Here is a 13,432-nt window from a genome sequence, read left to right as displayed (position 1 = left end):
ATCTCCCCGCTCAGCACAGGAATGCGTCATGCCCCTTTCCCGCTCCGCCCCCACTCGGCCCGGCACGCCGGTGCCCGAACACGAAGTGCTGGACGGACTGCCCCCGATCCGCGAGGTGACCGCCGACGAGGTGGCCGCCCGTATCTCCTCAGGGCCCCCTCTGGTCGTCCTCGACGACGATCCGACCGGCACCCAGACCGTCGCCGACGTCCCGGTGCTGACCTCCTGGACGGTGGACGACCTGCGCTGGGCGCTGCGCCAGGACAGCTCCGCCTTCTTCGTGCTCACCAACACCCGCAGTCTGTCGCCGGAGGACGCCGCCGCCCGCAACCGCGAGGTGGTGCGCGCCCTTCAGGAAGCGTCGGAGGCCGAAGGCGCGGGCTACGTGCTGGCCAGTCGCGGCGACTCGACCCTGCGCGGCCACTTCCCGCTGGAGACCGACGTCCTCGCGGAGGAGCTCACCGAGCTGGGCATCGGCGCCCCGGACGGGGTCGTACTGGTACCCGCCTACATCGAGGCGGGCCGGCTGACCGTCGACTCGCGCCACTGGATGCGCACCACGGACGGGCTACTGCCGGTCGGCGAGAGCGAGTTCGCCCGCGACGCCACTTTCGGCTACCGCAGCTCCTCACTGCCCGAGTGGGTCGAGGAGAAGACGGACGGTCGTGTGCCCGCGGACGAGGTGCTGCGCATCACGCTCGACGACCTGCGGGGCGGTGGCCCGCCGCACACGGCGCGGATGCTCGCCTCGCTGCGCGACGGGCGTACCGCCGTGGTCGACGCGGTCTGCGACGACGACCTGCGCGTGCTGGCCCTGGCTCTCGCCGAGGCGGAGGAGAAGGGCTCGCGGCTGCTGTACCGGGTGGGGCCGTCCTTCGTGCGGGCCCGCGCAGGCCAGTCCGGTCGGCCGCCCCTGACGCCGGCGGAACTGCACCGACTGCGCGGGGACGCCCCGCACGGACTCATCGCCGTCGGTTCCCATGTGTCGCTAACCACACGGCAGTTGGACCGGCTGCGGGAACGCGGCGGAATCAGCGAGTTCGAGCTGGATGTCGCCCTCCTGCTCGACGAGGAGCGGCGCGACGCACACATCACCGAGGTCGCAGCGGCCGCCGCCTCTGCACTCGAGTCCTCCGACGCGGTGATCCGTACCTCGCGCACGCTGGTGACGGGTGCCGACAAGGACGACAGCCTGGCGATCTCGCGCCAGGTCTCGGCGGCGCTCGTAGAGGCCGTACGCCGGGTCAACGACGTCCGCCGACCCGCATTCGTCATCGCCAAGGGCGGTATCACCTCCAGCGACACCGCCACCCATGGTCTGCGGATCCGCCGCGCCTGGGCACGGGGCACGCTCCTGCCCGGCATCGTCTCGCTGTGGGAGCCGGTGGACGGCCCCGCCGCCGGTATCCCCTACATCGTCTTCGCCGGGAACGTCGGCGCTGACGACGCCCTCGCCGACACCCTCGACCTGCTCAGGAGCGCATGATGCTGCTGCACGGAACCGACGCCCTCAAGCGGGCCGTGACCCAGGGGCGGGCGCTGCCCGGATTCGTCGCGTACAACCTGGAAACGGTCCAGGGCATCACGGCGGCCGCCGAGGCCGCCGGACGGCCCGTGCTGATCCAGGCCGGCTCGAGTCCCTTCAAACACGCCGGGCGACAGGCGCTGATGCGGCTGGCGCTGGACGCCGCCGAAGACTCCGCCGCCCACCTGGGCGTACATCTCGACCACAGCCGGGACATGGAGGAAATCACGGCCTGCCTCCGGGCCGGCTACACCTCCGTCATGGTCGACGGCTCACACCTTCCCTTCGCGGAGAACATCGCCCTGACCCGCGAGGCGGTACGCCGTGCCCGCGACCACGGCGCCTGGGTGGAGGCCGAACTCGGGGCCCTCGCGGGCAACGAGGACGTCTCCACGAACGCCGTCGCCCGGGCCGCGGCGATGACCGACCCCGCACAGGCGGCCGAGTTCGTGGCCACGACGGGCGTGGACGCACTTGCCGTCGCGGTCGGCAACGTCCACGGCTTCACCAAGGATCCGGTACGCCTCGACCTGGAGCGCCTGGCCGCGATCCACGAGGCCGTACCGGTGCCGCTGGTCCTGCACGGCGCCAGTGGCCTGCCCGTCGAACAGCTCCACGGCGCCCTCGCCCGTGGTGTCGCCAAAGTCAACGTCAACGCCGAACTGCGGCGCGCCTTCCTGGAAGCCGTCCGCACGACCCTCCCGGGCGCCCTGCCCGGCTCCGACGTGGTCTCCGTGTGGGCGGCGGGCCGCGATGCGGTGACCGCCGCGGCGCTGGAGGTCATCACGCGCCTGACGCCCCCTGACGGCCTGGGCTGACACCACTCGCCGTCCCCCGCGGCCCCCCACTCATCCGTCGCGGCCCTTCCCCAGCCGCGACGCACCTCCCCTCTCCCTTCTCCCCTGGAGGACAAAGATGTCTCCCCACCCCCGTCCCCACGCAGCCGTGATAGGCCTCGGCGCCATGGGTATGCCCATGGCCCGGCGACTGGCCGGCGGACTTCCCGTCACCGTCTACGACATCGCGGCCGACCGCAGGGCTGCACTCGCCGCGGAAGGGGCCCGCGACGCGGCGTCCCCGGCCGAGGCGGCCCGCGAGGCCGACGTCGTCGTCCTCGCCGTCCGGGACCAGGCCCAGGTCGAGGGCGCTCTGTTCGGCGAACACGGCGCGGTGGAAACGCTCCGCCCGGACTCGGTGGTGGTGCTGACCAGCACCGTCGGTCCCGAGGCGGCGCGCGCCACCGCCCGACGGCTCGCCGAGCGCGGTGTGCTGACCGTGGACGCGCCGGTCAGTGGCGGCCCGGTGCGGGCCGGCGAGGGCGACCTGCTGATCGTCGTCGGCGCCGAGGATGTCGCGCTGAAGGCGGCGCGGCCCGTGCTCGACCTGCTCGCCTCGACGCTCACCGTCGTCGGACCGCGACCCGGCGACGGGCAGGCCCTCAAGGCGGTCAACCAGCTGCTGGCGGGCGTGCACATCGCCGCGGCGGCCGAGGCGATCGCGCTCGCCCGCGGGCTCGGGCTCGACCCGGCCGCGGTGGTGGAGAGCCTCAAGCACGGCGCCGCGGGCTCCTTCATGTTCGCCGACCGCGGGCCGCGCATGGTCCAGGCGTACGAGGACGGCCCCGAGCCCGAGGTCAAGTCGCGGCTCGACATCTTCGTCAAGGACATGGGCATCGTGACCGGTATCGCGAAGGACGCCCATGTGCCGGTGCCGCTGGCTGCCGCCGCCTGCCAGCTGTACCTGCTCGGGGAAGGCGCGGGGCTCGGCGCCCACGACGACTCCTCTGTCGTCACCGTGCTCTCCCCGAAGGCGCGGGACGGTGCGGAGGGGGCGGGACGATGAGCAACAGCAGCCTTCTGATCATCGCGGTAGCCGGAGTCGCGGCCCTGCTCCTGCTCATCCTGAAGGGCAAGGTACAGCCCTTCGTGGCCCTCATGGTCGTCAGCATCGGCGTCGCGCTCGCCGCGGGCGTGCACGCCGCCGACCTGGTGAAGACCATCGAGGACGGCATGGGCTCCACGCTCGGGCACATCGCCACCATCATCGCCCTCGGCGCGATGGTCGGCCGGATCATCGAACTCTCCGGCGGCGCCCACGCGTTCGCGCACGCGCTCATCGAGAAGTTCGGCACCCGACGTACCGCGCTCGCGCTGACTGTCGCCGGGTTCCTCCTGGGCATCCCGGTGTTCTTCGAGGTCGGCCTGATCATCCTGATGCCGATCGCGCAAGGCGTCGCCCGCGCCGCCCGCAAGCCGCTACTGGTCTACGCGCTGCCGATGGGCGCCGCGATGCTCACCGTGCACGCCTTCCTCCCGCCGCACCCCGGCCCGGTCGCGGCCATCGAGGCGATCGGCGCCAGTCAGGGGCTGGTCCTGCTGATGGGCATTCCGATCACGGCGGTGGTGGCCCTGCTCGGCTACCTGCTCTCCCGCCGCCTCACGCGCCGCGAGTACCCGATGGACCCGGCGGTGTACGCCGAGGTGTACGGCGCCACGGGCACCGCCGAGGACACGCCCGCCCCGGCGGAGACGACCGGGAGCGTGGCGCCGGAGGGCCACGGCACCGCGGTCCTGACCAAGCCGACTGTGTCGGGTACCGACGTGCGCCCGCCGTCCTTCGGCATGGTGCTGACGCTGATCGTCCTGCCGATCGTGCTGATCCTCCTCGGCACCATCGGCCAGAACACCCTCGCAGCGGACTCGGTCCTGCGGTCCGTGCTCACCGTGGTCGGGGCCCCGATGGTGGCGCTGCTGATCGACCTCGGCCTGTGCGCCTACTTCCTCGGGGCCCGGCGTGGCTGGGACCGGGTACGCATCGCCGAGGTGATGGGTTCGGCGTTGCCGCCCGTCGCGGCGGTGATCCTGGTGGCGGGGGCGGGCGGTGTCTTCGGAAAGGTGCTGGTCGCCAGCGGCATCGGCAACGCGATCGCCGACGTCCTGGAGCGCACCGGACTGCCCGTCCTGCTGCTGGCGTTCCTGACGTCCCTTGCGCTGCGCGCCGCCCAGGGTTCGGCGACCGTCGCGCTCATCACCACCGCGGGCATCCTCACGCCACTGCTGGACCGAGCCGACCTGTCGGCGAGTCACCTGTCGCTGGTGGCGCTGGCGATGGGTGCGGGCGCCCTCGCGCTCTCGCACGTCAATGACGCCGGGTACTGGATGTTCACCAGGCTCGCCGGCCTCGACGTCGCCACCGGCCTGCGGACGTGGACTGTCCAGACGACCGCCATGGGCCTCATGGGCTTCGCCCTCACCGCAGCGCTGTGGCCACTGGTGTGAGCTTCCACCGCGCGGATCGGTGAACGTGGGGGTGCCCGCCCCGGCCTTCGGCGGCCGGGGCGGGCACCCTGCGCGTTGCGTGGTGATGTGCGGGGCGAGTGCGAGGCGCTGTTCTGGATCGGTGCTTTCCACCAGGTCGTCCGCGACGACACGGAGACCTCTTTGCCCGCCTTCAAACGCTCCCTCGACCCTGGCTGCCCAGGCCGGCGACCGGCTGACCATGTCCTATGCGCTTCGAGGAGCGCATGGCCGGTGACGGCGGCGGCGCACGCGAAGTGCCGGTCGCGGTACGGCCCGGCGCCAGGCTCCTCAGCCGTGCGGTCACGCCGCTGCAGAAGCTGGGTGCTCGGTTCCTTCGGGCCGTAAGATCGGTGATCTCGTGGGGAGGTGGTCATGGGCAGGCGACGCCCTGGCGCGCCGACGCTGGAGGAGGTGGCCGCCCACGCGGGGGTGGGACGGGGCACGGTCTCCCGCGTCATCAACAACGCGGCCGGTGTGAAGGAGTCGACGCGCCGGGCTGTGCGGCAAGCCATCGAGGAACTGGGTTACGTGCCCAATCTCGCCGCCCGGTCCCTGGCCGGGCAGCGGGCCGACGCCGTCGCCCTCGTCCTGACGGAGCCGGACTGGAGGCAGTTCGCGGAGCCGTTCTTCTCCGAGATCGTCCGCTCGCTCGGGGACGCGCTGGCAGACACCGGGATGCAACTGCTGCTGACCTTGGTCCGCTCGGACGCCGAGCGGCAGCGCTTCCTCGAGTACGCGCGTGGCGGCCGGGTCGACGGAGCCCTGCTTGTGTCCGTACACGCCGGCGATCAACTGCCGGACATGCTCGTCGAGGCCGGGTTGCCGACCGTACTGCTGGGACGCCGCTCGGGCGACGAGTACGTCAGCTACGTCGACGCGGACAACGTCGGCGGTGCCCGCAGCGCCGTCTCCCACCTGCTGAAACGGGGCCGCAGAGCGATCGCCACCATCACCGGACCACTCGATATGCACGTCGCCCAGTGCCGACTGCGCGGCTATCAGGAGGCCCTGGCGATGGCGGGTCTCAGGGGCGAGCCGTCCTGGGTCGCCGAGAGCGACTTCACGGAAGAGAGCGGGCGCCGCGCCATGGCCGAGCTCATCGAACGGCATCCGGAGATCGACGGCGTCATCGCCGCGTCGGACACCACGGCGGCGGGGGCTCTTCAGGCGCTGCGCGCGGCGGGACGGCGGGTGCCCGAGGACGTCGCCGTGATCGGTTTCGACGACTTTCCGCTGGCTCAGCAGACCGAGCCGCGACTGACCACGGTTCGTCAGCCGATCGAGGAGATCGGGCGGGCCATGGTCCGGCTGCTCCTCGAGGAGGTGGAGGAGCCTGCCATGGCCTGGCGCCACGTCATCCTCCGTACGGAGCTGGTGGTGCGCGAGTCGGCCTGACCGCCGTCGGCGAACACAGCACTTTTGGGAGCGCTCCCAAGCGGGGTCCGGTGCTGGCGCATCACGCACTTCTGTGACCTGCAGCTTCGAAAACGCTTCGGCAGGTTCACGCCGACAGTCTTGTCAGGAACATGAAGCCCCCCTAGTGTCCCTGCCGAAACCGAGGGAATGGGAGCGCTCCCATCTTCGTGTTGTGGGAGCGCTCCCGCACCTACTCCCCACCCCTTCGGAGAGGATCCGCATGCGACAGTCACCGCCCCATGCCCGTAGCGTGCGTGGCCTGTTAGGCGTCCTGCTCACCTCGCTCGTCTCGCTGGCCGCGTTGCTGACCACCGGCCCGGTGGCGCAGGCCGACACCGCCATCTGCGAACCGTTCGGGTCGACGACGATCCAGGGCCGCTACGTCGTCCAGAACAACCGCTGGGGCACCAGCGAGGCCCAGTGCATCACCGCCACCGACTCGGGATTCAGGATCACCCAGGCCGACGGCTCGGTACCCACGAACGGCGCCCCGAACTCCTACCCGTCCGTCTACAACGGCTGCCACTACACCAACTGCTCGCCCGGATCGAGCCTTCCGGCCCAGCTCAGTACCATCTCCAGTGCGCCGACCGGCATCTCCTACAGCTATGTCAGCAACGCGATGTACGACGCCGCGTACGACATCTGGCTGGACCCCACGCCCCGCACCGACGGCGTCAACCGGACCGAGATCATGGTCTGGTTCAACAAGGTCGGATCCGTTCAGCCCGTGGGCTCGCCGGTCGGCACGGCCACCGTGGCCGGGCGCCAGTGGCAGGTGTGGTCCGGCAACAACGGCTCCAACGACGTGCTGTCCTTCGTCGCACCGTCGGCGATCACCAGCTGGAACTTCGACGTCATGGACTTCGCCCGGCAGGCCGTCTCCCGCGGGCTGGCGCAGAACAGCTGGTACCTGACCAGCGTTCAGGCGGGCTTCGAGCCCTGGCAGGACGGCGCCGGCCTCGCCGTGACCTCGTTCTCCTCCACGGTCAACACCGGCGGCGGCAACCCCGGTGACCCCGGCAGCCCCACGGCCTGCAAGGTGGCCTACGCGACGAACGTCTGGCAGGGCGGCTTCACCGCCGATGTCACCGTCACCAACACCGGTTCCTCCCCCGTCAACGGCTGGAAGCTAGCGTTCACCCTGCCCGCCGGACAGCAGATCACCAGCAGCTGGAACGCCGGCGTCTCCCCGTCATCGGGAGCGGTCACGGTAAGCAGCCTCGCGTACAACGCGCAGATCGCGCCCGGCGGCCAGGTGTCCTTCGGCTTCCAGGGCAGCTACTCCGGCACCTTCGCCGCGCCCGCCGGCTTCAGCCTGAACGGCGCCGCCTGCACCACCGTCTGACGCATCCGCTCACTCCGGCGCCCGCCCGCCTTCCCCGCCGTCGAGCGGGCGGGCCCCGGCCCTCGCTCGGCGCCGCCCGCTCCCGGCCCCTCCCGGAAAGGCCCACCCGCATGCGCCTCCTGACCGCCCGCCGCGGCCCGGCGACGGCCGCCCTGGCCCTGTGCGCCACCGCTCTGCCCCTCATCGGGCCGGCCGCCGCCGTCCCGGAGCCCGCCGCCACCTCGTCCGCCGCCGGCCTCCCCTACCTGGACGCGTCCTTACCGGTGGCCGACCGCGTCGACGACCTGCTGTCGCGTATGACGCTGGACGACAAGCTCGGCCAGATGACGCAGATCGAGAAGGACGCCCTCGTCCCGCAGTCCGACCTCGCCACGTACCGCATCGGGTCCGTGCTGTCCGGGGGCGACTCCGCGGTCAGCCCCAACAACGCCCAGACCTGGGCCGACATGTACGACAGCCTCCAGCGCACCGCGCTGACCACCCCGCTCGGCATCCCGATGATCTACGGGATCGACGCCGTGCACGGCCACAACGCGGTGCGCGGCGCCACCCTCTTCCCGCACAACATCGGCATCGGCGCCACCCGTGACCCCGCGCTCGTCCAGCGCATCGGGCGCGCGGTCGCCGAGGAGGTGTCCGGCACCGGCATCGACTGGGACTTCGCCCCCTGCCTGTGCGTGGCCCGCAACGACCGGTGGGGCCGTACCTACGAGTCGTACGGTGAGACACCCGAACTGCCCTCCGCCATGACGACGTTCGTCACCGGCCTGCAGGGCGAGACCCTGGGAGCCGGCCCCGCCTCCGTGCTCGCCACCGCCAAGCACTACCTCGGCGACGGCGGCACCACCGACGGCGTGGACCAGGGCAACACCGAGCTGTCCGAGACCGAGCTGCGGGCGATCCATCTGCCGCCGTTCAAGGAGGCGGTGCGCCGCGGCGTGGGGGCGGTGATGCTGTCGTACAGCAGCTGGAACGGCATCAAGTCCCATGCGAACAAGTACCTGGTGACCGATGTCCTCAAGGGGGAACTGGGCTTCACCGGGTTCGTCGTATCCGACTGGGCCGCCGTCGACCAGCTCGACGGGCAGAACGGCTTCACCGGCGCCGAGATCAGCACGGCCGTGAATGCGGGCGTCGACATGGTGATGGTGCCGCACGACTACAAGAACTTCCTGACTCTGCTGCGCGGCGAGGTCAGTGCGGGCCGGATCCCGCAGTCCCGGATCGACGACGCCAACCGCCGCGTCCTGACGAAAAAGTTCCAACTCGGGCTGTTCGAGCGATCGTTCACCGACCGGTCGTACACTGCCACGGTCGGGTCGGCCGCGCACCGGAACCTGGCCCGGCAGGCGGCGCGCGAGTCCCAGGTGCTGTTGAAGAACGACGGCAGGATCCTGCCGCTGCCCAAGTCCGCGAAGCTCTTCGTCGCCGGCAAGTCCGCCGACGACATCGGCAACCAGAGCGGCGGCTGGACCGTGGGCTGGCAGGGCCGCAGCGGTCCCGTCACCGACGGCACCACCATCCTCCAGGGCATCCGCGCCGCCGTCACCGACCCGTCCCGGGTCACCTACGACCGCTACGGCAACGGCGTCGACGCGAGCTACGGCGCCGCTGTCGCCGTCGTCGGCGAGACACCGTACGCCGAAGGCAAGGGCGACCGGCCGAACAGCATGGGGCTGGACCAGGAGGATCTGCAGACCCTCGCCCGGCTGAAGGCGAGCGGGGTGCCGGTCGTCGTGGTCCTGGTCTCCGGCCGGCCGCTCGACATCTCCGCCCAGTTGCCCGACTGGAAGGCACTGCTCGCCTCCTGGCTGCCCGGCACCGAGGGCGCCGGCGTCTCCGACGTACTGTTCGGCGACTACGCCCCCACCGGCAAGCTGCCGGTGACCTGGATGAAGAGCGCCTCGCAGGAGCCGATCAACGACGGCGACGGCAAGGCTGCGCTCTTCCCGTACGGGTACGGGCTGACGTACGACGCCACGGACCCGGCGCCGATGCCCACTCCGACCCCGACGCAGGGCGCGTGCACCGCGCGGTTCCGCACCGTTTCCTCCTGGCAGGGCGGCTACCAGGCGGAGGTCACGGTCGAGAACACCGGCTCCGCTGCGCTGACGGGCTGGTCGGTCGACTGGGACCCGGTCGGTTCCACCCTCACGAGCCTGTGGAACGGCTCACTGACCACCGCCCAGGACCGGGCCACCGTCCGCAACGCCGCCTTCAACGGCTCCCTGCTCCCCGGCGTCACCACCTCTTTCGGCTTCACCGCGAACGGCACCGCGGGCACACCCGCCCTGCACTGCACGGGCAGCTGACCGCACGTCGGCCCCGTGCCCACGGACTACACCCTGCTCCACCCCACACCACCTCGTACCACCCGCAGATCACCCGCAGATCACCCACGAGGAGGGCACATGACACACCGAACCGGCCGAGCACCGGCACACGGGCCGAGACCGGGCCGTCGACGGCGCCGGACGACCGCACTGGCCGCGACGCTCGCCACCCTGGCACTGAGCCTGGCAGGGCAGCTCGCCGGGCACCCGGCAGCAGCCGCCGAAGCCCACGCCGACAACCCGTTCGCCGGAGCGAGCTTCTACGTCAACCCCGACTACACCGACCTCGTCGGCACCTCGGCGGCGCAGACCTCGGACGCTTCGCTCAAGGCCAGGATGCAGAAGGTGGGGACCTATCCCACCGCGGTGTGGCTCGACCGCATCGCCGCCATCAGGGGCGGTGCCGCCAACGCCGGACGCAAGAGCCTCGCCGACCACCTCGATCTGGCCCTGGCCCAGAAAAAGCCCGGGCAGCCGATCACCGCGACGTTCGTGGTCTACGACCTGCCCGGCCGGGACTGCGCGGCGCTCGCCTCCAACGGCGAACTCCCGCTGACTCAAGCGGGGTTGGACCGCTACAAGAGCGAGTACGTCGACGCCATCGCGAACGTCCTCAAGAACCCGAAGTACCAGGACATCCGCATCACGACGGTCATCGAGCCGGACGGCCTGCCCAACCTCGTGACCAACAGCGCCGACCCGGAGTGCGCCCAGGCCAAGAGCAGTGGCATCTACGTCAAGGGCATCCAGTACGCCCTGGAGAACCTGCACGCCGTCCCCAACGTCTACACGTACCTGGACTTCGCGCACTCCGGCTGGCTCGGCTGGGACAACAACCTGTCCCAGACCGTGCAGCTCTACACCGACGTCGCCAAGGGCACCGCGGCCGGATTCTCCAGCGTCGACGGGCTGATCAGCAACGTCGCCAACTACACGCCGCTCGAAGAGCCGTTCCTGACCGATCCGGACAAGATCGTCGGCGGGAACATGGCCAAGTCCGGCAAGTTCTACGAGTGGAACCCCAACTTCGACGAGTCGGACTTCACCGGGAACGTCCACCGGGCGCTCGTCGCGGCCGGCTGGCCCACGTCGACGGGCATGGTGATCGACACCTCCCGCAACGGGTGGGGCGGCACCGGACGTCCCACCGCGGATAGCACCAGCACCACCCTCGACACCTACGTCAACGAATCCCGCGCCGACCGACGGGCACACCGGGGCCTCTGGTGCAACGTCAGCGGCGCCGGACTCGGGCTGCCACCGCAGGCCGCTCCCTCCGGCTACCCCGACTCCCACCTCGACGCGTTCCTGTGGATCAAGCCGCCGGGCGAGTCGGACGGCGCCAGCTCCGACATTCCCAACGACGAGGGCAAGCGCATGGACCCCATGTGCGACCCGACGTACACGGCGCCCAACGCGGGAGGCAACAAGACGGGTGCGCTGCCGAACGCCCCCCTGGCGGGCCACTGGTTCCCCGAGCAGTTCGCGATGCTGGTGAGGAACGCCTACCCGGCCGTGCCCACGGACGGTGGCGGCACCCCGGGCGATGACACCACCGCGCCGACCGCGCCGACCGGTCTGAAGGCCACCGCGAAGACCGCGTCCGGCGTCTCCCTGTCCTGGACGGCGTCCACCGACGACACGGGCGTGAGCGGGTACGACGTCTACCGCGACGGCACGAAGGTCACGGCCGCGCCGGTGGCCGGCACCGCGTTCACGGACACGGGGCTCAGCGCGGGCACCGCGTACAGCTACACCGTCCGCGCCCGTGACGCCGCCGGGAACGCCTCGGCGCCTTCCGCCGCGCTGAGCGTCACCACCGACACGTCCGGCGGCACGCCGGACCCCTCGGGCGGCCTCAAGGTCCTCTACAAGAACAACGACTCCTCGGCCACCGACAACGCCATCCGGCCAGGCCTTCAGATCGTCAACACCGGCAGTGGCTCCCTCGACCTGTCCAAGGTCACGGCCCGCTACTACTTCACCCGGGACGGCGGCTCGCCCACCGTAAACGCCTGGTGCGACTACGCGGCCGTCGGCTGCTCCAACGTCAGCCTGAAGGTCGTACCCCTCACCACGCCCGTGCCGGGAGCCGACGCCTACCTCGAAGTCGGCTTCACAGGCGGCACCCTGGCCATGGGCCAGAACACCGGCGACCTGCAACTGCGGATGAGCAAGTCCGACTGGTCGAACTTCGACGAGGTCGGCGACTACAGCCGCGGCACCTCCACTACGTACACCGACGCCGCAGCGATCCCCGCGTACCTCAGTACCACGCCCGCCTGGGGAGCCCCGCCCGCCTGACCCACCCGCGCCGGGCACCTGCCGGCGCAGCCCGAACGTCCTCGCCCGCCCGGTCGGCACACGCCCCGAGCGGGCGAGGACCCGACCCTTAGTCCACAACGCCGTCCCCGCCGACAGCCGCCCCGGCCCATCACGCGGTGCATCAGCATGCCGAGGCTGCAGGGACTGAGGGCATCCCGCCCGGCGAGGTGAAATCGAGCAGTTGCACTGGATCGACCAGCGCCTCAGCCGACCGCAGGTCGGCCATCGTCCATCAGCGCGTTTCAGGGCCGTGCGGAGCCAACGGACGCCGACAGCAAACAGCAACAGGGCCCAGTTCCGCGACCTGGGCCCTGCCTGTGATGACGTGTGAGCGAGTCAGGCGGCGGGGCGTTGGAGCCGCTTCTTGAGCGCCTTCCCGCGGGCCTCCATCGTGGCTTCCAGCTCGGCCTTCTTCTGCTCCCGGCGCGCCTTGGCGGCCTCGCGTTCCGCCGCCTCCTCCGCCTCGCGGACCGCCTTGACCTCGGCTCGCACCCGCTCGGACGGCCTGCGCTCAAGCACCGCACCGAATCGCATGGCGAGCAGGTTGATCGCCGCCGTGTCGCGCTCGGCCACCTCGGCGACCAGCACCGTGCTGCCCGCGCTGACCTCGTCGGCCACCAGGGCCACCAGGCCGGAGCTCTCCGTCGCCCGCCGCCAGTCGGCGCCGCCGCCCACCAGGGCTCCGGTGCCCCAGCCCAGCACCACGCCAACCGGTCCACCCAGCAGGCCCACTACCGCACCGACCAGCCCTCCGACCAAGGTGCCCTCTCCCGCCCTGGCGTCGGCACCCTCGGGAATCCGCACTGTCCCGTCCAGTCGGCGCTCGACGAGCATCGCGCCCGTGACCTCCACGGTCGGGCCGCCGAGCTGCTTCAGCTCACTGAGCGCCTGGTAGGCGGAGGCCTGTTCGGTGAAGCGGAAGACGACGACGTTCTCGGTCCTGTCCATGGCCACTCCTCAACCACTCATAGGTCCTGTACTCGGCAGGAGATCCCCCCGCCTGTGAGACATTATGTATCGAACATGCTCTGTGAGTCAAGACGTCTCATAGGCGTCGAGTGACGTCGCCGGCGGGCCTCGCTCCTCCGCAGAGGCAAGGAAGCAGTTCGGCACCTGGTCAACGGCCGCGCAGACGATCCCCCCGGACCCACGGCCCGCTCACCCCAGCCCCCCAGAATTGGCCAGC

General features: G+C 71.1%; 9 protein-coding genes. 8 read left to right on the top strand and 1 reads right to left on the bottom strand.

What is annotated here, in order from left to right; genetic code table 11:
• Window positions 1-28 precede the first annotated feature (28 nt).
• From AB5J53_RS44180 to AB5J53_RS44145, 8 genes are all read left to right on the top strand, one after another.
• Window positions 29-1,486, top strand: a complete 1,458-nt coding sequence (locus tag AB5J53_RS44180; protein ID WP_369251214.1) for a four-carbon acid sugar kinase family protein — start codon at window positions 29-31, stop codon at window positions 1,484-1,486.
• The gene (locus AB5J53_RS44175) at window positions 1,486-2,343 is read left to right on the top strand and encodes a ketose-bisphosphate aldolase (protein WP_369251213.1); all 858 of its coding nucleotides are present in this window, start codon (window positions 1,486-1,488) and stop codon (window positions 2,341-2,343) included. The genes AB5J53_RS44180 and AB5J53_RS44175 overlap by 1 nt, the downstream gene beginning before the upstream one ends.
• A 97-nt stretch (window positions 2,344-2,440) precedes the next feature.
• Window positions 2,441-3,367 carry an NAD(P)-dependent oxidoreductase gene (locus tag AB5J53_RS44170; protein WP_369251212.1) on the top strand — a complete coding sequence of 309 codons (927 nt, stop codon included), beginning with the start codon at window positions 2,441-2,443 and terminating at the stop codon, window positions 3,365-3,367.
• Window positions 3,364-4,803 (top strand): gluconate:H+ symporter, encoded by a 1,440-nt coding sequence (locus AB5J53_RS44165; protein WP_369251211.1) that lies wholly within the window; start codon window positions 3,364-3,366, stop codon window positions 4,801-4,803. The genes AB5J53_RS44170 and AB5J53_RS44165 overlap by 4 nt, the downstream gene beginning before the upstream one ends.
• 393 nt (window positions 4,804-5,196) lie before the next feature.
• The gene (locus AB5J53_RS44160) at window positions 5,197-6,219 is read left to right on the top strand and encodes a LacI family DNA-binding transcriptional regulator (RefSeq protein ID WP_369251210.1); all 1,023 of its coding nucleotides are present in this window, start codon (window positions 5,197-5,199) and stop codon (window positions 6,217-6,219) included.
• Window positions 6,220-6,460: 241 nt separating this feature from the next.
• On the top strand, window positions 6,461-7,588 hold the full coding sequence (locus AB5J53_RS44155) for a cellulose binding domain-containing protein (RefSeq protein ID WP_369251209.1): 1,128 nt from the start codon (window positions 6,461-6,463) through the stop codon (window positions 7,586-7,588).
• A gap of 110 nt (window positions 7,589-7,698) precedes the next feature.
• On the top strand, window positions 7,699-9,900 hold the full coding sequence (locus AB5J53_RS44150) for a glycoside hydrolase family 3 N-terminal domain-containing protein (protein ID WP_369251208.1): 2,202 nt from the start codon (window positions 7,699-7,701) through the stop codon (window positions 9,898-9,900).
• 99 nt (window positions 9,901-9,999) lie between these two features.
• Complete coding sequence (locus AB5J53_RS44145; protein WP_369251207.1) at window positions 10,000-12,225, top strand: glycoside hydrolase family 6 protein; 2,226 nt, start codon at window positions 10,000-10,002, stop codon at window positions 12,223-12,225.
• Between the two features lie 357 nt (window positions 12,226-12,582).
• Here AB5J53_RS44145 and AB5J53_RS44140 read toward each other — a convergent pair whose 3' ends face one another.
• Window positions 12,583-13,194 (bottom strand): histidine kinase, encoded by a 612-nt coding sequence (locus AB5J53_RS44140; RefSeq protein ID WP_369251206.1) that lies wholly within the window; start codon window positions 13,192-13,194, stop codon window positions 12,583-12,585.
• Between the last annotated feature and the right edge of the window lie 238 nt (window positions 13,195-13,432).

Origin of the sequence: Streptomyces sp. R41 (genome assembly GCF_041053055.1) — a bacterium.
In the GTDB taxonomy this organism is placed as follows: Bacteria; Actinomycetota; Actinomycetes; order Streptomycetales; family Streptomycetaceae; genus Streptomyces.
The sequence above is the reverse complement of the archived record's forward strand: the minus strand, read 5'-3'. Positions and strand labels throughout refer to the sequence as shown.

Coding starts and splice junctions, on each gene's coding strand:
- AB5J53_RS44180 (WP_369251214.1), top strand. CDS start 29: ATGCCCCTTTCCCGCTCCGCCCCCACTCGGCCCGGCACGCCGGTGCCC.
- AB5J53_RS44175 (WP_369251213.1), top strand. CDS start 1,486: ATGCTGCTGCACGGAACCGACGCCCTCAAGCGGGCCGTGACCCAGGGG.
- AB5J53_RS44170 (WP_369251212.1), top strand. CDS start 2,441: ATGTCTCCCCACCCCCGTCCCCACGCAGCCGTGATAGGCCTCGGCGCC.
- AB5J53_RS44165 (WP_369251211.1), top strand. CDS start 3,364: ATGAGCAACAGCAGCCTTCTGATCATCGCGGTAGCCGGAGTCGCGGCC.
- AB5J53_RS44160 (WP_369251210.1), top strand. CDS start 5,197: ATGGGCAGGCGACGCCCTGGCGCGCCGACGCTGGAGGAGGTGGCCGCC.
- AB5J53_RS44155 (WP_369251209.1), top strand. CDS start 6,461: ATGCGACAGTCACCGCCCCATGCCCGTAGCGTGCGTGGCCTGTTAGGC.
- AB5J53_RS44150 (WP_369251208.1), top strand. CDS start 7,699: ATGCGCCTCCTGACCGCCCGCCGCGGCCCGGCGACGGCCGCCCTGGCC.
- AB5J53_RS44145 (WP_369251207.1), top strand. CDS start 10,000: ATGACACACCGAACCGGCCGAGCACCGGCACACGGGCCGAGACCGGGC.
- AB5J53_RS44140 (WP_369251206.1), bottom strand. CDS start 13,194: ATGGACAGGACCGAGAACGTCGTCGTCTTCCGCTTCACCGAACAGGCC.